The following is a 21,110-nucleotide window of genomic DNA, read 5'->3' on the forward strand; positions in this document are numbered from 1 at the left end:
CCGATGCCTGAACTCCCCGAGGTCGAAACCATGCGCCGCGGCGTGCTCGGCGCCGTCGGCGGCGAGCTCACCGGCTTCGAGCGGACGCCCTGCCCGCGAAAGCCGATCGGCCTCACGCCGCGTATCGACCGTTTCCGGCGGCGGGTGGTGGGGCAGCGCGTTGTGGCCGTTGACCGGGTCGGCAAACGCGTGGCGCTAAGGCTCGATTCGGCCGACACCGTGATCCTCGAGCCGCGGATGACCGGGCTGGTCGGCTCGGGCGATTCGCCCGACCCGTTTTACTTGCGGCTGCGGCTCGAGCTGCGCGGGGCGGCGCTCGATCACCTCTGGTTCTGGGACCGGCGGGGGTTGGGCGTGGTGCGGTTGTTCTCGCCCGAGGAGTTCGCGGCCGCCTTTGGGGCGGACAAGCTGGGGCCGGATGGATTGGTGGTTTCGACCACCGACTTCCGTCAGCGGCTGGGCCACAGCCGGCGCGCGATCAAGGTTGCGCTGCTTGACCAGAAGGCGGTCGCGGGGATTGGCAACATTTACGCCGCCGAGATTCTTCATCTGGCGGGGGTGCATCCGGCCGCGCGGTGCGACTTGTTATCGGCCAAGCAGTGGGGCCGCATCGCGGACGCCACCCATGCGGTGCTCGAAGAGGCGATCCGCTGCGAGGGCTCGTCGCTGGGCGACGGCACCTACCGCAACGCCCTGAATCAAGACGGCGGCTACCAGAACCAGCACCGCGTGTACGGCCGCTCAGGGGCGCCCTGCCCCGCGTGCGACGGCGAGGTCCAAAAGATCGTGCAGGCGCAGCGTTCGACGTTCTTCTGCCCGCAGTGCCAAACGCGGCGCTGATGGGGGGAACCGCCAAGACGCCAAGGACGCCAAGAAGCGCCAGACGCACTAGTCGACTGTGGGAAGGGTCTCTGATCCCTGATTGCGCGCCGCGAGCCGCATTTGCTCAAACACCGCTATCGGGGTCAGAGACCCCTCCCACAAAAAAATCTTGTCACTTCACCCCCCTCAGCAAACGCTTGGCGCGTCCTGGCGTCCTTGGCGTCTTGGCGGTTCCGCCCTCGCCCCCCATAATCGGCCACCATGATCACCATCGACGACAAGCTGACTCCCCAAGACCTGCTCCCCGCCCTCGATAAAATGTGGGCCGCCTCGGCCGACCGGCTCGACCGGATCGAGGGCCGCTGGGAGGCGGGCGCGCCGTCGCCCGTGTTCACCATCGAGGGCAAGTATCAGGCCCAAGGCTGGACCGAGTGGACCCAAGGGTTCCAGTTCGGCTCGCTGATCCTGCAGTTCGACGCCACGGGCGAGGAGAAATACCTCGAGCAGGGCCGCGAGCGGACGCTCAACGCGATGGCGCCGCACGTCACCCACTTCGGTGTCCACGACCACGGGTTCAACAACGTCAGCACCTACGGCGCCCTGCTGCGGCTGATGGACGAGGGGAAGATCGCCGAGGACGCTTGGGAGCGTTCGTACTACGGCATGGCGCTGATGGCGAGCGGCTCGGTGCAGGCGGCGCGCTGGTCCCCCACCAAGGAGGGCGGCGGGTACATCCACTCGTTCAACGGCCCGCAATCGCTGTTCGTCGACACGATCCGCTCCTGTCGGGCGCTCTCGATGGCCCACCGGCTGGGGCACACGATGATGGGCGAGCGCGACGAGCCGATCTCGCTCCTGAGGCGCATCGTCCAGCACGCCGAGGCGACCGCCCGATACAACATCTGGTACGGCAAGAACAAAGACACTTACGACCTCCGCGGCCGCACGGCCCACGAGTCGCTGTTCAACACGAACAACGGCGACTACCGGGCCCCCTCGACCCAGCAGGGCTACTCGCCGTTCTCGACTTGGACGCGCGGCTTGGCGTGGGCGATGATCGGCTTCCCCGAGCAGCTCGAGTGGCTCGCCACCCTGGACGACGCCGAGCTGGAACCCTTCGGCGGCCGCGCGGCGATCGAGCAGACGTTTCTCGAGGCGGCCCGGGCGACTTGCGACTTCTACATCGAGCACACCCCCGTGTGCGGCGTGCCTTACTGGGACACCGGCGCGCCGGGGCTCGCCGAGATGGGCGACTACCTGTCGAAACCGGCCGACCCGCTGAACGACCACGAGCCGGTCGACAGCTCGGCCGCGGCGATCGGCTGCCAGGGCCTGCTCCGCTTGGCCGAGGTGCTCGACGCCCGCAAGGAAGCCCCCGAAGACGCCAAGCGTTACCGCCAGGCGGGGCTCACGGTGCTCAAGTCGCTCTTGGCCGAGCCGTACCTGGCGACCGACGGCGAGCACGAGGGCCTGCTGCTGCACACGATCTACCACCGCCCCAACGGCTGGGACCACATCCCGGCGGGCAGCAAGATCCCCCGCGGCGAGGCGTGCCAATGGGGCGACTACCACCTGCGCGAGGCGGCGCTCTACGTGCAACGTCAAGCCAAGGGCGAGACTTACTACACCTTCTTTGGTCCTAAGTAGTGAACCACAGAGGCACAGAGGACACGGAGAAGAAATTAGGACGCGGATGAACGCGGATTCAACGGATCGATGCGGATCATAAAATTGAGAATCCGCGCTGATCCGCTCGATCCGCGTTCATCCGCGTCCTATTCGTATTTCTAATGTGTCTTCTCGTGCCTTTTCGTGGCCAACTTCATCCGTGAAATCCGTGTCATCCGTGGTCAGCTTTTTTTCTCGGTGTCCTCTGTGCTCTCTGTGGTGAATATCGTATGACAAAACGCGTCGCACTCGTTACGGGCGGCAGCCGGGGCATCGGCCTCGGCATCGCCAAACAATTGGCCGCTTCGGGCTTCGACGTGGCGATCAACGGCCGCCGTGAGGCGGAGTCGGTCGCCGACGCGCTCGCCGAGATCGAGGCCGCCGGCGCACAGGCTCTTTACTGCCGCGCCGACATCGGCGAGCTCGAAGACCACGCCCCGATGCTCGACGCGATCCGCGAACGCTTCGGCCGGCTCGACGCCTTGGTCAACAACGCCGGCGTGGCGCCCGACGTGCGGGCCGACTTGCTCGACGCCTCGCCCGAGAGCTTCGATCGCCTCATTCGCATCAACCTCCGCGGGCCGTACTTCCTCACCCAGGTCGCCGCGCGCTGGATGATCGAGCAGAAGCAGGCCGACGCCACGTTCGGCGGCGCCATCGTAAACGTCTCGTCGGTCAGCGCCACGGTGGTCTCGACCAACCGGGGCGACTACTGCGTGTCGAAGGCGGGCGTGGCGATGGCCACCCAGCTGTGGGCCGCCCGCTTGGGCGAGTACGGCATGGGCGTGTACGAGGTGCGCCCCGGCGTGATCCGCACCGACATGACGAGCGGCGTCACCGACAAATACGACAAGCTGATCGCCGAGGGGCTCACCGTCGAGCCGCGCTGGGGCGCGCCGGAAGACGTCGGCCGGGCGGTGGCGACCCTCGCCAGCGGGGCGCTGAGCTACGCCACCGGGGCGGTGGTGCCAGTGGACGGCGGACTGACGATCCAGCGGCTGTAAGAGACAAGAGGTCGGAGGCCAGAGGCCAGAGGTCAGGCAGTAGCCGACGAGCTACGCTCGTTGGAAAGAAGTGGCCTCGACGCCAACGCCCCTCGGGGCTCTCCGACGGCCGTAGGCCGTCGGCTATTCCCGAACTCCGACCTCTGGCCGCTCGCCTCCCCCGTACGGCGCCCCGATATCGACCGCGACAACCTCGCCCAAAAACTCCGCCGCCGCGGGGTTCTCGAACCCCAGCTTCGGCGCGACCATCGTGCAGGTCACATCGGCCCGAAAGCACTCGCCGGAGGGCTCGCCCGTGTCGCAGTCGAGGCCGCTCGGCAGGTCGATTGCCATCCGTTTCGCCTTAGCGGCGTTCGCCAGCCGGATCGCCGCAGCGTAAGGCTCGCGCGGCTCGCCTTGGGCGCCGGTGCCGAGCATAGCGTCGACGATCCAAGCGGCGCCCTGTAACTCATAAGCCAGTTTCTCCAGGACGGCGCCCTCGGCCGACAGGTCGACCACCTCGCCGCCAAGCCGGAGCCACGCGTCGAAGTTGATCCGCGCGTCGCCGGATATTTTTTCGGGCGAGGCCAGCAACAGCACTCGGCACGTGACGCCTAGCACCCGCAGCCGCCGCGCGATGACAAAGCCGTCGCCGCCGTTGTTGCCCGCTCCGCAGAGGATCGTGACGCCCCCGACAGAGGGGGCACGGGCGTCCGAAGCCGAGAGTTGCTGAAAAAGAACATCGGCGCAGCCGCGGCCGGCGTTCTCCATTAGCACCACGCCTGGCAGACCGATCACGTCGATCGCGTGGCGGTCGAAGGCGCGAGCGGCTTCGCGAGAGAGACTCCGGCTTGCCGGAGCATCAGCCTTAAAGGGGGGGCCATCCATAGCCCCATGATGCGTCGTCCGGACGCACTTGGTCAATCATCGAACGCATTCAACGCTACGAAGAGCGGCGCGTTCACCGCGATCCTCAGAGCTTAGCAGATCGATCACCAAGAGTAAGCCCTGCCGTCGATTTCGATGACGATCGGTTCTTCGATCGCAAGATACGGACCGATCGCGCGCCCTTGCTCACGCGCGAACGCGAAGTACGCGTCGCCAAACCGTTCGATCGATTCGGCGTTCTTGATCGCCTCGTCGTCGAGCGCGCTGTCGACCCACTTGCCGTCGCGCAGGAAGAACGTCTTGCCGGCGATCTGGCGGATGTTGTCCGCCGTGCGGTTACGCCCGCTGCGGGCGTCGTAGAACATCACGTTCTGCTTCGCCTGCTGCGCGACACGCGAGTAGCGCTCGGCAGGCGACGCTGGCGCCGACTCCGCAGAGGGCATGATCGCTGAAAAAGTTTGGATGCCACTGCCGCCGCCAGAAGCGCCGCTCCTCGAGCCGAACATCGACTTGGCGGCCCGTTGATTGAAGGCGTACTCGCCCGACGCGACGCTGAGGTCTTCCGATTCCTGTAACCCGCGGGCCCTGTTGCTCGCCACGGCGTTCGGGTTGGCGTTCTCGTCGGCCAGGAACGACGTGTACTGCGTCACGATGCCGTGCTCGGTGGCCAGCGACACCAATTCTTCAACCAGTTCCTCGTTGCGGCCGTTGAGGTCCAACTGGTTGATCAGGTCGCCAACACGCCGCATCGCCCACAGACGGGCGACGAATGCGTCGGAAGCGTCGGGGCTCTCGGCGGTGAACTCGCCGGCGAAGTCGTACGTCTGAGTCTCCTCGCCGAGGCGGCCCGCGAGCGTCGCCACCACCGGGCCCGCCTCGTGGTAGCGGCCAATCACGACCGCCTGATCGCCCGCGAACAGGTCGAAAGGCCCGGCGGGGTAAACCCGGCCGACGACCGAATCGGCCGGTTTCTCGGAGCCCTCGACGCGGAACTTCAGCTCGGCGTCGACCAAGGCCGGGGCGCCGATCCGACGGTAGAGCTTGGCGACCGAGGCCTCGATATCCTCGTTAGGCCGCACGTACTCGGCGTGGCCGTAGTTCTCGCTCGACAGCTTGTCGAGCAGACGGCTGTTCACATCGAAACCGACGCCGAACGAGAACAGCCGCGCCCGAACCTTGTTCAGTTCGCTGGCGTTCTTGGCGATCTGCGCCTCGCCCGTCACGCCGGCCGTTGGCAAGCCGTCGGTGAGGAACACGACATACGCGGGCCGCTTGTTGTCTTTGAGCATGCCGAGGGCTCGCCCCAAGGCCGCATCGATGTTCGTGCTGCCGCCCGCCATCAGCGCGTCGGCAAACGCCTCGGCCTCGGCGCGGGTTTTGTCGTCGAACCGGGCGAGTTCGGGCTTGAACGCCTCGACCGAGTCGTCGTATGCCACGATGTTGAACGTGTCGCCCTCGCGCAGGTTGCGGAGCACGAATTTCAATGCGCCGCGGGCTTGCTCGATCTTCTCGCCGCTCATGCTGCCCGATCGGTCGACCACCAGCAACACCGTCTTGGCGGGCTGCGCCGCGTCGGGCTTGGGCAGTTCGGGGCGAGCGAGCATCAGGAAGTAGCCCGGCTCGTCGGGGTCGGGGCGGTAACTCATGAGGCTCGCGCCCACCTGGCCCGAGCCAACGTCGCACAGCAACCGGAAGTCGGCCGTCGGCAGCTCGTCCTCGGCGTCGAACTTCACCACCGCCCGGTTGGGCGCGGGCCGTTCGACCTTCACCGCGTGGCTCGGCGAGTAGAGGTTCGTGATCGGTGTGGCCTGCTCGATGGCGACACGCACCTTGATCTTGTCGAGCACGCCGCTGGTGTACTTGGCCGTGCTCAGCGGGAAGACGAAGTCGGTCAAGCCGTGCGACTCGCGGCAAAGCTGCGTGTAACGCAGCGTGACGGTGCGGGTTTCGCCCGCCGGGATCGGGAACACGCTCGTGCGGAACAGCCCCGTGCCGACCCACTCCAGCAGGGCCGGGTCTTTGTTCTGGCGGACGATCGACTCGTAAAGCTTGCGGGCCTCGTCGGCGCTCAGCAGCTCCGCCTCGTGCTCCTTGCCGTCGACCAGGAACGTGAGCCGGTCGATCGCGCCGTCGTACGGCAACGGGAAGACGAACGACGCTTCGACCTGCCGGCCGCTCGTGTTCTCAAACGTCTGGGCGACCTGCACGGTGGCCACGCGGTCCTTGATCGTGGCGTCGACCTCGACCGAGCCGATCTTGTAAGAGCCCTCGCTCGGAGTCGGCGTGGGAATCGGCCGCGGCAGCGGCCAAGGGTGGTCGGGGTGGACGAGCAGCCCCTGGGCGGGGGCCTGGGCCGCGGCGGCCGCTAGCAGAGCGGCGCCGAGCGCCCCGACAAGCCGCTTGGCGGCCGGGGGCGTGGGGCGGGTGGGGGACATGTTCTCGGTTCCTTTTGAGGGGGTGAGCGAAACGCCACGCGCGAGACTGCCCCTTTCCATCAGTTACAGACGTAGGGCGGCGGACGACGGTTCCCCGAAGAAGAAAAAACCGCCAAGGACGCCAAGATGAATGGACAGGATCACGGGATGAAAAAGGATCGACGGGATCCCCCTCATTTCATCTTCCTGTAAATCCATTCCAATCCTGTGATCCTGTCCATTCTTCTTTTCTTGGCGTCCTTGGCGACTTGGCGGTTCCCCCCAGCCCAACCCTCCCGGCCGGCGTGGGGGGCAAGTAAACTGGCGTTCTTCCGACGACGCCCCCCTGCCCTACCGCAAAACGCCATGCCCGCCATCGACGACCTTTTCGCCCGGCTCCGCCAAGAGAAACGCAAGGCGCTGATGCCGTTTGTCACGGCCGGCGACCCCGATCTGGAGTTCACCGCCGAGTTGCTCCAAGAGGTGGTCGGCCGCGGGGCGAGCATGTGCGAGGTCGGCGTGCCGTACAGCGACCCGATCGCCGACGGACCCGTGATCCAGGCCTCCTACACCCGGGCGCTCGCGGCCAAGGTGAAGCTTGCCGGCATCCTCGAGACGCTCGGCGGGGTCTGCCCCACGCTCGGCGCGCCGGTCGTGACGATGGTCAGCTACGCGATCGTTTACCGCCACGGCGTGGAGCGCTACTGCGACGAGGCGGCCGCGCGGGGCGTGGCGGGGCTCATCGTGCCGGACCTGCCGCTCGACGAGTCGCCGCTGCTGGCGCGAGTGGCCGGCGAGCGCGGGCTGAGCCTGATCCAGCTCGTCACGCCCGTCACCCCGCGCGACCGGGCGCTCAAGATCGCCGAGACCTCGACCGGGTTCCTCTACTACGTGTCGGTCGCCGGCATCACGGGCGAGCGGACCGCGTTGCCCCCCGACTTGGTGGACAACGTCGGCTGGCTGCGCGAGCAGGTCGAGCTGCCGATCTGCATCGGCTTCGGCGTGAGCGAGCCCGAGCACGTGCGGCTGCTGGCGCCGGTGGCGGACGGGCTGATCGTCGGCTCGGCGATCGTCAAACGGGCGGCCGAGGCGGCCAGCCGACCGCGGGCCGAAGTGCTCAAAGAGGTGGGCGACTTCGTCGCGGAGCTTTTGGTCGCGATGCCCTAGGCGCTGTGATCAAGGTCGAGTTGCGGGCAGGCCTCCCACAGGTGAGCGGCTCCTAGAACGGCCCGAACGCCCGTTCTGCGGAAAATCTGGTGCTCTCGGGCCATTAGCAGCGCCGATACCACGAATTGGTCCCCGCGGTTTGGCCTCGCACCGAATCGCTAACTACACTAGAGGTAGAGACCACAACCAGGCGCCGAGTGAAACACGCGTTCGCTCGCGGCGACCTCGAACAGTGACAGCTATCGAGTCGCCCAACGGGCGGACGCTTTCCTCACGGGAGAGCACCCGCATGCGTGACAGCCGCCCTACCGAAGACCGCGACGAGAACGCGGCCCGGAGATTTTTCGCCGGGCTCACGGAGCAGGCCTTCATGACCGAGCTCGGGGTCGCCGACCCCCCGCTCGTGGACTACGTCTCCGGACTCTTGGTCCGCTTCTTAAGGTCCGACGACATCTACAGCGTCCGTAGCGTGCGCGGTGAGCGACTCACGCAGGTGGCCGACATGCTCGCCGAGGCGATGGCCCGACGCGGCCAAGCCAAGCGCCAGCTGCTGCGGCACGTGGGCGACTTCACGCTGTTCTGGACCGGCCTCTACCCGGAGATCGCCGACCGCATCCGCAAGGCGGGCATGAAGGACATGCTCATCGACTACCGCGAGCAGGGCAAACACAGCTACGCCACGGCGAGCAAGATCCCGGTCGAACGCGAGTCGGCGCCGAGCGACGTGCTCGAGCGGCTGGCCGACGAGTTCGAGCTGTGCGCTTACGGCCTCGGCGAGGTCCGCAAGGCGTGGGAAGAGAGCGGCGGCGGCGAGCCGACGCTGCTGCTCTGATCACCTCGACCGACTTTGCCGGTTGGTGAAACCCCGCGGGCGAGCGCAACAAGCGGCGTTGCAACTCTTGTCGCCGTGGTGCAATTCTTTCAGTGGCTTTGTGGGCCGGCCCCCCGACCAGGCTTGGTCGGGGCTATTTGTCTTTCGCGTCTCCCGCACGATTCCTAGTGCGAATCGCACGGATGCGTAGCGTGTGTGGCGGTGTGATTCGACGTCGATAAGGCGAAAACAACGCTACGGCTAGCAGTAGTGCGATCTAGTAGCCCCTACCAAGGCTGGTCGGGGACGGCGCCACGAGATTCTCCCGTCACGCGAGCAGTGGCACGGTGATTGCACCAAGGTAAAGCAACTCACCCCCCGCTCTCCACGGACGAAAGGAATCCGCCGTGAAGCTGCTCGCCTGTTACATCGCTCTGTTTGCGTTAGTCGCTGTGACGGCCGACCTTGGCTACGGCCGGTCGGTCTACCGACTCATGCACGAAGTCGCCAACGGCGACAAGATCGCGCACTTCGTGATGATGGGAGGCCTAGCGTTCCTCGTGAACCGCGCCTGGCTCGCCCGTGCGTCGGCCGGCCGGGGCGCCGTCCTGGCCGCCGGCACCGCCTTCTGCCTGCTGCTGGCCACGGCCGACGAGTTCTCTCACGCCTTACTGCCGCTGCGGATGTTCTCGTACTACGACCTGGCGGCGAACTACGCCGGGATCGCCGTGCTCGGCTTCGTGCCTTTCGTGGCGGGGCCCGCCTTGCGGCGTATCGAGAGACCCGGCGCGCCGGCCGGTTCGGTGATCGCCGCGCAAGCCTGACCCGCGGAGCAACTACGGGTTTTCCGGTCGCGACTCCCGCGTCAGCCGCTCGGCGAGCCCGAGGCGCGCCTCGGGTGAGAGCCCCGGCTGGCTGTTATGGTCGATCCAATCGAGGCGGTTGCGGAGCCCCTCGCGGTGGGCCACCTGGATGGCGAGGCCCGGGCGGGCGTTGCCCTCCAGCACCACCGGCCCGCGGACGGCGTCCACCACGAAGTCGAGGCCCAAGTAGCCCAGCTCCAGGGCGTCGCCCAGCCGGATGGCCGACAGCAAGAGCCGGCGCCACTCGGGGATCGTGATCCCTGCAATCGCGTTGCCCGTGTCGGGGTGGACCGACACGCGGCGGTTGCGGCTGGCGCCGCCGTAGGTGACGCCCGTCCCCAGGTCGATCGCCGCGGCGATCGCCCCCTGGTGCAAGTTGGCCCGGCCGCCCGAATCGATAGTCGGCAGCCGCACCATGGCCATCGCCGGCACGCCCCGGTAAAGGATCACGCGGACGTCGGGCGTGCCGCCGTACGAGACGCGCTCGAGCGACGGGTCGCAAACGATCCGCTGCTCGACGATCGCCTGATCGACCTGGCCGCGCAGCGAGTAGAGGCCCGACAGGATGGCGGAGACGTGGTAGCGCAGCTCGCCGCGGGTCACCAGCTTGCCGCTGCCGGTGTGGAACCCCTCCTTGTCGCGGCTGGCGATCACGAGCACGCCGCGCCCCGCCGCGCCCGAGGCGGGCTTGATGACGAAGCTCTCGTGCGAGCCCAGCAGCTCGAGGATGCGTCGCACCTCGCCTTGCGAGCTGATCACGTTGTACGTGTCCGGCACGGGGATGCCGTGCTGCTCGCAGATCGTCTTGGTGATGAGCTTGTTGTCGACGCGTGGGTAGAGCGCGCGGTGGTTTTGCTCGGCGATGAGCGAGAGGTTGCGGTCGTTGATGCCGATGACGCCCGCGCGGCGGAGCTCGGACGGCGAGGCGAACCAGCGGGAACCTGGGAAGGCGGGATCGATCAAGAGCGGCCCTCCCCCTCGGGGGGCGTCGGGCCGGTCGGCCCGTCGTCGGGGCCGCGGTCCTCAGCGGCGCCTTCTCCGGTAGGTCCGCCTGCCGAAACGCCGCTCTCGACAGCGTCGCCCTCGTGGGCGGCGGACGCAGGAGCGCCGCCGGCCACGGCGACCGAGTTCTCCACAAAGCTGCTGAAGCGCCAGAGCTCGGTGAGCCGGTAGCCGGTGTAGCGGCCGATCAGCACGAACGCGGCGATCGTGAACAGGTGCAGCTCGGGGTAGTCGAGCACGATGCGGCCGACCTCGTCCCAGCGGAGCATCAGGTAACAGAACGAGGAGACCAGCAGCGTGCCGGCCGCCAGTCGCACCGCGAACGGCAGGCCGTCTTCGGCGATCGTGACGTAGAACCGTTCGATCATCACGGTGAGGATCACGAGCGGCAGCAGCACGGCTTTCGCGCTGGGGGTCACGTTCAGGTAATCGAGCGCCGAGACGCCGAACACGACAAACAGGATGATCGCCGTGAGCACGATGCTCAGGCGCGGCACCATCAGCAGCCGCAGGTGCTCCAGCAGCGAGCGGCCGAGGATGCCGGTCACGAGCACCACGGCGAGCACCATGATGCCCGTCACCCATTCGGCGTAGATGAAGCTCATCGCCAGCAGCGCGGGCGAGAAGACGCCGAAAGTTTGGATGCCCACCACGTTGCGGCAGAACGAGACAATCAACGCCCCGAACGGCAGCAGGAGCAAGAGCGACATGATCTCGTGCATCTCCACAGGCAGACGCGTGAGGTTGAGCACCTGCGACGGGTGCTCGGCGTCGGACTGCAGCACCGACTTGCGTGGCGGCAGGCGGACCATCGAGAACTCGGTGGAGTACGGCATCGGCGGGTCGTCGCCTGGCGGGTTGACGATGCTCTCGCCGTCGATCCGCGCCGGGACGTAACTCGGCGGCATCGCCCAGGCGTGGCCGTTGTACGGGTCGAACGGTATCCAGTGGTTGCCGAGGAACACCTCGACCCAGGTGTGCGGCTTGCCGCGCAAACGCTGCTCGAGGCGGAAGCCGGTGACCAATCGGGCCGGGAAGCGGCTCGCCCGGCAGAGGGTGGCGTACGTTCGGGCGCGGCCGATCGGACTCGCCTGGCCGCGGTTGATCACCTCCAGCACGTCGTCGCCGGCGCCCTCGCCACGAGCTTCCTGAAGATCGTTCAGGCAGTACGAGTAGATGCGGTGAATCTTCTCCCGGTCGGTGGCCGTTTCCGAGCGAAACCGCTGCAGCAGCGACTGCACCTTGGGGTCGCTGACCGGCAGGGTCTCTTCTGCCCGCAAGTAACGCTGCCTTGTGTCGAGCGGCAGCTTCACCACGGGCATGCGTCGCTGGACCGAGCCGTCCGCCAGCAGCCGCAGGTCGAACTGGGCCGTCACCTCGTAGTCGCCGGTCTGGCCGGCCGTGGCCAGCAGCTCGCGGGTGTTGCTGGGGGTCCGCAAGCGGATCTCCTCCGTGAGCAGCGGCGCGAGGATCTCCTCATTGAGCTTCTGCACGCTGGCCGTGTCGGCCGGCAGCGCGATGCGAACCTCCGTTCCGGGCTTGAGCACCTGGAAATCGACCGAGTAGGTCAGCCGCCAATCGCTGTTGTAGAGCGTGGCGTCGGCTTCCTGGCGGCTCGCGCGGCGGGTTTGGGTGGCGACGAGCCCCAGCAGCACCAGCACGACGACGGTGAGGTTGCTGAGGTTGCGTGAACTCATGGCGATACGTCGGAGTAGGTGCTTCGAGCTGCGTCGTGGGCTGCCACGGACAAAGCGTCCAGGGGCCCCGCCCGTACAAAAGGGCGGATTTTGACGCATTGGCGGGCGGATCCGTCCCAGGAACGGGACATCACCGAGGTGTGCGTTACAATACGGAGACGATGTAGAATACTACTAGAAGAACGGGTGCGCCTTCCCCACAATCGCCCCAGCTTGCCGGGTTTTCCCGATCCCACAACGGAGCTTGGACCCTATGTCCTACAAGTTGAAGCCGGCTGTATTCGTTACAGCGATTTTAGCTTTTGCCCTGATCGCCCAGTTTGGCTCGTCGCAGCCGCGGGCCCACGCCAAGGAAGCCGCCCCCCAAGACGCCCCCCAGAGCGAGGCCCCGCCCATCCCGGCCGAGGTGCTGCAGGGCAAGCGGCTGATCGGCGCCACGGCCGAGCTGACCGAGACCCAGTCCGGCATGTCGTTCTCCGCCCGGGTCGACACCGGCGCTCAGACCACGTCGATCGACACGGTCTCCTGGAGTGTCGAAGGGGAGTCGGAGAACATGAAACGCAACGTCGGTAAGCCGATCCGCTTCCAGATCGTCAACGGCAACGGCAAGACCGCCTGGATCGAGGGCGAGGTGGCCGACTCGAAGCGGGTGCGCACCTCGGACGGCGTCGCACGCCGCTACAAGGTGAAGATCGAGCTGGAGCACGATGGCTTCAAGAAGAAGGTGCTCGTGTCGCTCAACGACCGCTCGAACATGGAGTTCCCGCTGCTGATCGGCCGCAATTTTCTTGAGGGCGACTATCTGGTCGACGTGAGCAAAGACGGCAACGACTGACGCCCCGCGGCAGCTGCGCTGCGATTTGTCGCCCCGGGGAATACTACGCCGCCATTCACACCCTCCGGGGGCCGCTCCACGAGCCGGCCAGCCTCGACTAGGATAGGCGTCTCGGCGCCCCCGTTCGGGGACGCGCCAGGCCTTCTATTCCCACGAGTGCTGACAGAGGCGATTCTATGAGCGGCTACGCGATCGGCGTCGATTACGGAACCAACAGCGTGCGGGCGCTCGTGGTCGATACGGCCACGGGCGAAGAGATCGCCAGCCACGTCTACGATTACCCGAGCGGCGAAGCGGGCATCCTGCTCGACATCAAAGACCCCAACCTCGCACGCCAGAACCCGGCCGACTACGTCGTGGGGTTCGTCGTGTCCGTCAAAGAAGCGGTCGCCGCGGCGGCCTCGCACGATGGGTTCTCAGCCGAGCAAGTGGTCGGCGTCGGCGTCGACACGACCGGCTCAACGCCGTTGCCGGTCGACGCGAGCGGCACGCCGCTGGCGATGCTCGACGAGTTCCGCGACAACCCGGCCGCCCACGCCTGGCTCTGGAAGGACCACACCTCGCACGCCGTGGCCGAGGAGATCACGCGGCTGGCGACCGAGCGCGGCGAGCCGTACCTGGCCAAGTGCGGCGGCGCTTATTCGTCCGAGTGGTACTGGTCGAAGATCACGCACTGCGTGCGGACCGCTCCGGAGGTGGCCAAAGCGGCCGCCTCGTGGGTCGAGCTGGCCGACTTCGTGCCGGCCTACGTGACGGGCAACCTCGACCCGAAGACAATGCCGCGCGGCATCTGCGCCGCCGGGCACAAGGCGATGTACAACGAAGAGTGGGGCGGGCTGCCGAGCGCCGAGTTCCTCGAAGCCCTCGAGCCGGGCCTCAGCCGCTTCCGCTACGAAACCAAGGCCGTGCCTTCGGACCACGTGGCCGGCGGCCTGACGGAAGAGATCGCCGGCAAGGTGGGACTGCCGGCTGGGATCAAAGTGGCGGTCGGCGCGTTCGACGCCCACATGGGCGCCGTCGGCGCCGGCGCCAAGGCGGGCGTGCTCGTGAAGATCATGGGCACGAGCACCTGCGACTGCCTCCCCGCGCCACTGAGCAAGAAACTGCCCGACGTGCCGGGCCTGTGCGGCGTGGTGCCCGAGTCGATCATGCCGGGCCAATACGGCCTGGAGGCGGGCCAGTCGGCCGTCGGCGACATCTTCAACTGGTTCGTCAAGAACCTGTCGCCGGCCGTTTACGGCAACGACGGCGCCGCGCACGCCAAGCTGACCGTCGACGCCGCGCGGCTGGCGCCGGGCGAGTCGGGCCTCATCTCGCTCGACTGGAACAACGGCAACCGCACGATCCTCGTCGACCCGCTGCTCACCGGCCTGCTCGTTGGCCAGACGCTGCACACCACGGCCGCCGAGATCTACCGCGCGCTGGTCGAGGCGACCGCCTTCGGCGCGCTGACGATCATCAAGCGGTTCGAGGAGTACGGCGTGGCGGTCGACGAGGTGGTGAACTGCGGCGGCATCGCCGAGAAGAACCCGATGGTCATGCAGATCTACGCCGACGTCTGCAACCGCCCGATGAAGATCAGCCGCTCGGCCCAAACCTGCGCTCTGGGGGCGGCGATCTTCGGCGCCGTGGCCGCGGGCGAGCACGACAGTGTCGAATCGGCCCAGCAGGCGATGACCGGATTCAAGGACACGGTCTACGAGCCGATCCCAGAGAACGTGGCGGTCTACGAACGCCTCTACACGATTTATCGCACACTGCACGACGCCTTCGGCACGAAAGAGTGGAGCGGCTCGCTCCACCACGTGATGAAGGACCTGATCAGCCTGCGGACCGAGGCTCGCGGCTAAGACGCCGGCCGTCTCCAAGCGGCCGAGAACAAGCCTTGCGGACCTCTCGCAACGCCCATGCTGCGGTTAGGATAGCGTTGAGGTCCCCTCCCATCTGTTCACGCTTGCCCACCCAGGCACGAATGCTCGACGACCTGAAACAACAAGTCTGCCAGGCGAACCTCGACCTCGTGGCCCACGGCCTCGTCACGCTGACCTGGGGCAACGTGAGCGGGCTGAGCCCCGACCACACGGTCTTCGCCATTAAGCCGAGCGGCGTGTCGTACGACGACATGCGGCCCGAGCAGATGGTGCTCGTCTCGGTCGAGACGGGCGAGACGGTCGATGGCGACCTCAAGCCGTCGAGCGACACCGCCACGCACCGGTTGCTCTACCAGGCGTTCGACGGCGTCGGCGGCGTCACGCACACGCACAGCCGCCACGCGGTGATGTTCGCCCAGGCGCGGCGCGAGATCCCCTGCTTCGGCACGACCCACGCCGATCATTTCTACGGCCCCGTGCCGTGCGCCCGGGCGCTCACCGAGCAAGAGATCGAAGAGGCGTACGAGGCGAACACCGGCCAAGTGATCATCGAGCGGTTCAAAGAACTCGGCGTCGATCCGGTCGCCGTTCCCGGCGTGCTGGTCGCTAGCCACGCCCCGTTCGCCTGGGGCAAGAACGCCGCCGACTCGGTCAAGAACGCGGTCGCGCTCGAGTCGGTCGCCGAGATGGCCCTAGGCACGCTGCAGCTGAGCCCCGACCAATCGCCCGTCGAACAGTACCTGCTCGACAAGCACTACTTCCGCAAACATGGCCCCGACGCCTATTACGGGCAAAAGAAGGGGTGAGGTTCTAGGGGTTGGGGGCGAGGGAAAGAAGGACGAGACCGCAGCAAGCGGATTCGATCGACTCCACAGTTCTTTTCTTTAGCACCTGCCTCTTTAGCGCCTGCCTCAACACTTCCCCAAGCCCCTAATCCCTAACCCCCAGCCCCTCCTCGACATGCCCCTTCCCGACCTCACTGAACTCGAAGTCTGGTTCGTCACCGGCAGCCAGCACCTCTACGGCCCCGAGACGCTCGAGGAGGTCGCCGCGCACTCCAAGGAGGTGGCCGCCGCGCTCGGCGCCTCGCCGCACGTGCCGGTGAAGGTCGTGTTCAAGCCGGTGCTTGTCACCCCCGAGTCGATCCTGGAGGTCGTGCAGCAGGCCAACAACGCGCCGAACTGCATCGGCCTGGTGGCTTGGATGCACACGTTCAGCCCCGCCAAGATGTGGATCGCGGGCCTCACGCGCTTGCAGAAGCCGCTCGCCCACTTGCACACCCAGTTCGGCCGCGAGATCCCCTGGTCGACGATCGACATGGACTTCATGAACACGAACCAGTCGGCCCACGGCGGCCGCGAGTTCGGGTTCATCGGCGCCCGCCTGCGGATGGAGCGCAAGGTGATCGTCGGCCACTGGCAAGACGACGCCCCGCAGAAATCCTTGGGCGTGTGGTGCCGGGCGGCCGCCGCGCGGCACGACCTGCAAACGGCCAAGATCGCCCGCTTCGGCGACAACATGCGCGAGGTGGCCGTCACCGAGGGCGACAAGGTCGCGGCCCAGATTGCGTTGGGCGTTTCGGTCCACGGCTACGGCGTGGGCGACTTGGTCGAGCGGATCGACGCCGCCACCGAGGCCCAGGTCGACGCCCTCTGCTCGGAGTACGACACGCAGTACGCCGTGGCGGCCGACCTCGGCCCCAAGGGCTCACGCCGCGAGGCGCTGCGCGACACGGCCCGCATCGAGCTCGGCCTGCGCTCGTTTCTTGAGGAAGGCGGCTTCGCCGGCTTCACCGACACGTTCGAGAACCTGCACGGCATGAAGCAGCTGCCGGGGCTGCCGACTCAGCGGCTGATGGCCGACGGCTACGGCTTTGGCGGTGAGGGCGACTGGAAGGCGTCGCTCATGACGCGCGCCAGCAAGGTGATGGCGGCCGGCCTGCCGGGCGGCACGAGCTTCATGGAAGACTACACCTACCACCTGCCCGCCGGCGGCGAGGCGCGGGTGCTCGGCTCCCACATGCTCGAGATCTGCCCCACGATCGCAGCCGACAAGCCGAGCTGCGAGATTCACCCCTTGGGGATCGGCGGCAAAGAGGACCCGGTGCGGCTGGTGTTCGACGCCCCGGCCGGCCCGGCGGTGAACGCCACGATCATCGATCTGGGCGACCGCTTCCGCTTCGTCCTGAATGAAGTCGAGGTCGTCGATCCCGAGCAGCCGCTGCCCAAACTGCCCGTGGCCCGGGCCCTATGGAAGCCGCTGCCCGACATGCCCACGGCCGCGGCCGCCTGGATCTACGCCGGCGGATCGCACCACCCGACCTTCAGCCAGGCGCTCACGACCGAGCACTACGAGGACTTGGCGAGCATGCTCGGCATCGAGCTCTTGGTGATCGACACCGAGACCCGGTTACGCGAGTTCCGCCACACGATCCGCATGAGCGACGCCGCGGGCGTGTACTCACGCGCGTAGCCGGCGAGCAATCGGCGACCATATGGCGAGCCGGCGGCGTAAGCCGCCGGAGTGTTACCAGCGCCAACTACTCCTCCGTGGGCTTAAGCCCTCCCGCCCATGACACGCCGGCGCCCGATCACGCCGAGCAAAGCGCCCGCAGTGAGCAAGAGCGACGAGGGCTCCGGCACGCCGGCGAACTCCACCACGTAGAACAGCGTGTTGCTCTCGGCCACGTCGTTCCACTGCCCCGCCAGGCCCAACGGCCAGCCGTTGAGCGAGATGCCGGCGGCGTCTTGGTTGTTGGAAAAGTCGTCGGGCTCGTTCTGCGCGCCGGTCGTGCCCCAGTCTTCGTACAAGCCGCCGGCCGCCACGCCGTTCTCGTCGCCTTGCCAGAACAGGTCGCCCGCGCCGTCGCCGTCGCCGTCCCAGATCCATTGGCCTTCCAGCGCGCGGTCGGTCGCTCCGATCCAGACGTAGGCGCCCCCGCCGCCGTCGGGCGCCGTCGTCAGCGAGTGGTCGCCAATGGGAATATTGAGCTTCATGGCGGTGTAGATCGCGTCGTTCTCCGCCTCATTGTCGATCCGCGCCAGGGCGCCCGTGAAGCCACCGAACTCACGGCTCGCCGCGTCGGCGGCGGCCCCTGCCCAGGTGCTCGGCGTGGACGTGACCGTCAGGTAGCTGTGGCCGTCGTGGTAGAACATGAAGTCGGCCTGCGCCGACGAGGCCAGTGCGGCGAGGGCGGCGGCAAATAGCGTTGAACGTAAGCGGGTCATGCGAGGCCTCGTGAAAAAGAGATTTCGAGTGGGCACAAAAAAACCGCCCACCGATTCCTCTCGCCCGGTGGGCGAGGAAGGAGTCGTTGGGCGGTTGGGGATTAGCGTTTTTTCGTAGGTTTTAGCGGCAGTTGCGTCGACTGGGCCGACTTGCGGGTTTCAGCATAGCCTACGCGACGCGGCTCGTCAAAAAAACTGACAAGCTCACGCTCCCGCCAGCGAACCCCCATGCGGGCAGCCATTCATCCTGATTGAATGAGGATCTATCGTGAATTCATACCTGCGTTGGGCCGGGTTAGTCTCCCTCACACTTTCGGTGTGCCTGCTCGGATGCGGCCAACACCCCTCACCCGTAAAACTGCCGCCCGGGGTGACCCTGGAAATCTACCGAATCGCACCGGCCGAAGGTCCGCAGACCCGAGCGTTGGTTCATCAAGGCACGGGCGATCCAATCCACCTCATAACGCCGCCGATCTTCGTAACTACCGACGTGGCGACCGTCGCCGTGCGTCTCCAATCGGGCGCCACTTCGCAACCGCCCCTACGAAAACTGCTCGTCACCGCCACGCCCGCCGGCGCCGCCAAACTCAAAACGGCCACAGCGACGCTGATCGGCCTACCCGTGGCTGTCGTTCTCAACGGCGAGGTCGTAGCGACGCCCAAGATTGCATCGCCCCTTGGAGGTAGCTTTGCGATCGCTGGGCCCAGTGATGAAACGCTCGATTTCTTCGAATCGATCATTCGAGACTGAATCACGAATACACGCGAATACCGCTTACGGCTATTCCCGCACGCCGAAGTCGTACACACACGTGTGTGTGTACGTCTCGCTCGGATTGAGGATCGTGCTCGGGAAGTCCGGCTGGTTGGGCGAGTCGGGGTAGTGCTGCGTCTCGAGGCACAGGCCGCTGCGGTAGGCGTACGTGGCGCCGTCCTTGCCCTCGCCGCCGTTGAGGAAGTTGCCGCCGTAGAACTGAACGCCCGGCTCGGTCGTGGTCACGGTGAGCGTGCGGCCCGTCTTGGGGGAGTAGACCTCGGCCGCCAGGTGCATCTGGCCCATCTCGCCGTTGAGCGCGAAGTTGTGGTCGTAACCGGCGCCCTCGCCGTCGCCCATCTGGTCGACCCGCTCGCCGATGGCCGTGGGGCTGGTAAAGTCGAGCGGCGTCCCCGCGACCTCGGCGATCTCGCCCGTGGGGATCAGCGTCTCGTCGACCGGCGTGTAATGGTCGGCGTTGATCATCAGCACGTGGTCGTTGATGGTCGGCGAGCCGTGGCCGTTCAGGTTGAAGTACGCGTGGTTGGTGAGATTCACCGGCGTCGCCTTGGTGGTCGTCGCCTCGTACTCGATCCACACGCGGTTGTCGTCGTCGAGCGTGGTGGTGACGGTCATCTCCAGGTCGCCCGGGTAGTTCTCCTCGCCATCGGGGCTGGTGTAGGTGAACTTCACGCCGCCGCCGTGGTCGGTCTCGACCGGCTCGCCCTTCCAGACAACACGCGTAAGGCTGCGGTCATCGCCGCCGTGCAGGTGGTTCGGGTCGTTGTTGATGGCTAGCTGGTAAGTCTCGCCATCGAGTGTGAACCGCCCCTTGGCGATGCGGTTGGCGTAGCGTCCCGTGGTGCAGCCGAAGTACATGTTGCGTTCCGACTCGTAGCCCTCGACATCGTCGAAGCCGAACAGCACGTCGGCCATCTCGCCGTCGCGGTCGGGAACGACCGCGCTGGTGAGCGCGGCGCCGCGGGTGATCAGCTTGATCGACGCCCCGCTGTGATTCTTCACGGTGAACTCGTGGACCGTCTCGCCCGTGGAGGTCTCGCCGAACACCCGGCTGGTGACGTGCGAGTGGTCGTGGTCGGCGGCGTGGGTCATGGGGCAGGCGAGCAGCGCGAGGCAGAAAGCTGCCGTGCAGCGAAAAGAGGCGTGCATGGGAATCAAGTCTCGGAGGAGTGTGTTCGAGAAGCATCGCGGCCAGCAATCCGGCGACAATCACTAAAGTCGCCTGAGCGGATGCCCGCGTCAAGCGTTGGGGGCTCGCCATCTGGCGCCCCCAACGCCTGATCCGGCCATGCTGCTGCCGTGAAGACACCCCTCAGCCGAGGTCAAACAGCAGCAGCTCGGCGTCAGACGTGGCGCGGAGCGTCAGCTCCGGCTCGTCGCTCACGGCGACGCCGTCGCCCGCTACGAGCGTTTGCTCGCCCAGCCCCACCTCGCCGCGGGTGACCTGCACCCAGGCGTGGCGGCCGGGGGCGATTGCGTGCCGCAGCTCGGCGCCCGCGGCCGGTCGGCCGAGGTAGAGGCTCGCGTCGGCGACGATCTTCATCGCCTCGGCGTCGGGCCCGCCGCCGGGCGCCGCCACGAGCCGCAGGCCGTCGAACGTCGTCTCGCCGAGCGACCACTCCTCGTACGTCGGCTCGATGTCGCGCTCGCTCGGGAAGACCCACACCTGGTACAGGTGCGTGGACTCCGAGTCGCTGGGGTTGAACTCGCTGTGCGTCACGCCCGAGCCGGCCGACATCCGCTGGAACGAACCCGCCGGGATCACCGAGCCGTTGCCCATGCTGTCGAGGTGCTCCAGGGCGCCCGACATCACGTAGGTGATGATCTCCATGTTGTCGTGCGGGTGAGTGCCGAAGCCCTGCCCCGGCGCCACGCGGTCTTCGTTCATCACCCGTAGCTTGCGGAACCGCACGTGCGCGGGGTCGTGGTAGCCGGCGAACGAGAACGTGTGCCGGGCGCTGAGCCAGCCGTGCTCGCCGCGGCCGCGGTCGTCGGACTTGCGGATTTGGAACATCGCAGGCGCCTCCGGGAGTTGTTGAACAAGCTTTCCGGAATGTGGTACGCTCGCCCTCTGGAAAAGGATCGCG

General features: G+C 66.9%; 18 protein-coding genes. 11 read left to right on the plus strand and 7 right to left on the minus strand.

Going from position 1 to position 21,110, the window contains the following annotated elements; translation table 11 throughout:
• Window positions 1-3: 3 nt before the first annotated feature.
• From Mal64_RS14495 to Mal64_RS14505, 3 genes are all read left to right on the plus strand, one after another.
• The gene (locus Mal64_RS14495; RefSeq protein ID WP_146401491.1) at window positions 4-840 is read left to right on the plus strand and encodes an Fpg/Nei family DNA glycosylase; all 837 of its coding nucleotides are present in this window, start codon (window positions 4-6) and stop codon (window positions 838-840) included.
• A 243-nt stretch (window positions 841-1,083) separates the two neighbouring features.
• On the plus strand, window positions 1,084-2,469 hold the full coding sequence (locus tag Mal64_RS14500; protein WP_146401493.1) for a glycoside hydrolase family 88 protein: 1,386 nt from the start codon (window positions 1,084-1,086) through the stop codon (window positions 2,467-2,469).
• Window positions 2,470-2,720: 251 nt separating this feature from the next.
• Window positions 2,721-3,494: a 3-ketoacyl-ACP reductase gene (locus tag Mal64_RS14505; protein ID WP_146401495.1), complete on the plus strand. Its 774-nt coding sequence runs from the start codon at window positions 2,721-2,723 to the stop codon at window positions 3,492-3,494.
• 123 nt (window positions 3,495-3,617) lie between these two features.
• On the opposite strand, the gene Mal64_RS14510 is transcribed toward Mal64_RS14505, so the two are convergent.
• Entirely contained in the window at window positions 3,618-4,361 is a 744-nt protein-coding gene (locus Mal64_RS14510) for an NAD(P)H-hydrate epimerase (RefSeq protein WP_146401497.1), read from the minus strand.
• Between the two features lie 104 nt (window positions 4,362-4,465).
• Entirely contained in the window at window positions 4,466-6,796 is a 2,331-nt protein-coding gene (locus tag Mal64_RS14515) for a VIT domain-containing protein (RefSeq protein ID WP_197525783.1), read from the minus strand.
• Between the two features lie 345 nt (window positions 6,797-7,141).
• Here Mal64_RS14515 and trpA point away from each other — a divergent pair, with 345 nt between their 5' ends.
• From trpA to Mal64_RS14530, 3 genes are all read left to right on the plus strand, one after another.
• Window positions 7,142-7,942, plus strand: a complete 801-nt coding sequence (gene trpA, locus Mal64_RS14520) for a tryptophan synthase subunit alpha (RefSeq protein WP_146401501.1) — start codon at window positions 7,142-7,144, stop codon at window positions 7,940-7,942.
• 289 nt (window positions 7,943-8,231) lie between these two features.
• A complete protein-coding gene (locus Mal64_RS14525) occupies window positions 8,232-8,774 on the plus strand; it encodes a hypothetical protein (protein WP_146401503.1) in 543 nt (180 codons plus the stop codon).
• A gap of 386 nt (window positions 8,775-9,160) precedes the next feature.
• Window positions 9,161-9,577: a VanZ family protein gene (locus tag Mal64_RS14530; RefSeq protein ID WP_146401505.1), complete on the plus strand. Its 417-nt coding sequence runs from the start codon at window positions 9,161-9,163 to the stop codon at window positions 9,575-9,577.
• Window positions 9,578-9,589: 12 nt separating this feature from the next.
• On the opposite strand, the gene Mal64_RS14535 is transcribed toward Mal64_RS14530, so the two are convergent.
• Window positions 9,590-10,579, minus strand: a complete 990-nt coding sequence (locus tag Mal64_RS14535) for an alpha-L-glutamate ligase-like protein (protein ID WP_146401507.1) — start codon at window positions 10,577-10,579, stop codon at window positions 9,590-9,592.
• Window positions 10,576-12,315 (minus strand): 7TM domain-containing protein, encoded by a 1,740-nt coding sequence (locus tag Mal64_RS14540; protein ID WP_197525784.1) that lies wholly within the window; start codon window positions 12,313-12,315, stop codon window positions 10,576-10,578. The genes Mal64_RS14535 and Mal64_RS14540 overlap by 4 nt, the downstream gene beginning before the upstream one ends.
• Before the next feature lie 253 nt (window positions 12,316-12,568).
• On the opposite strand from Mal64_RS14540, the gene Mal64_RS14545 reads away from it, so the two are divergent.
• From Mal64_RS14545 to araA, 4 genes are all read left to right on the plus strand, one after another.
• Window positions 12,569-13,150 (plus strand): putative ATP-dependent zinc protease, encoded by a 582-nt coding sequence (locus tag Mal64_RS14545; RefSeq protein WP_146401511.1) that lies wholly within the window; start codon window positions 12,569-12,571, stop codon window positions 13,148-13,150.
• A gap of 176 nt (window positions 13,151-13,326) precedes the next feature.
• A complete protein-coding gene (locus Mal64_RS14550) occupies window positions 13,327-15,000 on the plus strand; it encodes a ribulokinase (RefSeq protein ID WP_146401513.1) in 1,674 nt (557 codons plus the stop codon).
• 122 nt (window positions 15,001-15,122) lie between these two features.
• Window positions 15,123-15,827, plus strand: a complete 705-nt coding sequence (locus Mal64_RS14555; RefSeq protein ID WP_146401515.1) for an L-ribulose-5-phosphate 4-epimerase — start codon at window positions 15,123-15,125, stop codon at window positions 15,825-15,827.
• Window positions 15,828-15,981: 154 nt separating this feature from the next.
• A complete protein-coding gene (araA, locus tag Mal64_RS14560) occupies window positions 15,982-17,493 on the plus strand; it encodes an L-arabinose isomerase (protein ID WP_146401517.1) in 1,512 nt (503 codons plus the stop codon).
• Between the two features lie 83 nt (window positions 17,494-17,576).
• Here araA and Mal64_RS14565 read toward each other — a convergent pair whose 3' ends face one another.
• Complete coding sequence (locus Mal64_RS14565) at window positions 17,577-18,248, minus strand: PEP-CTERM sorting domain-containing protein (protein WP_146401519.1); 672 nt, start codon at window positions 18,246-18,248, stop codon at window positions 17,577-17,579.
• A 490-nt stretch (window positions 18,249-18,738) separates the two neighbouring features.
• On the opposite strand from Mal64_RS14565, the gene Mal64_RS14570 reads away from it, so the two are divergent.
• Window positions 18,739-18,999 (plus strand): SecDF P1 head subdomain-containing protein, encoded by a 261-nt coding sequence (locus Mal64_RS14570; RefSeq protein ID WP_146401521.1) that lies wholly within the window; start codon window positions 18,739-18,741, stop codon window positions 18,997-18,999.
• 30 nt (window positions 19,000-19,029) lie between these two features.
• Here Mal64_RS14570 and Mal64_RS14575 read toward each other — a convergent pair whose 3' ends face one another.
• Window positions 19,030-20,172 carry an aldose epimerase family protein gene (locus Mal64_RS14575; protein WP_231993767.1) on the minus strand — a complete coding sequence of 381 codons (1,143 nt, stop codon included), beginning with the start codon at window positions 20,170-20,172 and terminating at the stop codon, window positions 19,030-19,032.
• Between the two features lie 163 nt (window positions 20,173-20,335).
• The gene (locus Mal64_RS14580; RefSeq protein WP_146401523.1) at window positions 20,336-21,037 is read right to left on the minus strand and encodes a pirin family protein; all 702 of its coding nucleotides are present in this window, start codon (window positions 21,035-21,037) and stop codon (window positions 20,336-20,338) included.
• Window positions 21,038-21,110 lie beyond the last annotated feature (73 nt).

The organism is Pseudobythopirellula maris, assembly GCF_007859945.1.
GTDB lineage: Bacteria > Planctomycetota > Planctomycetia > Pirellulales > Lacipirellulaceae > Pseudobythopirellula > Pseudobythopirellula maris.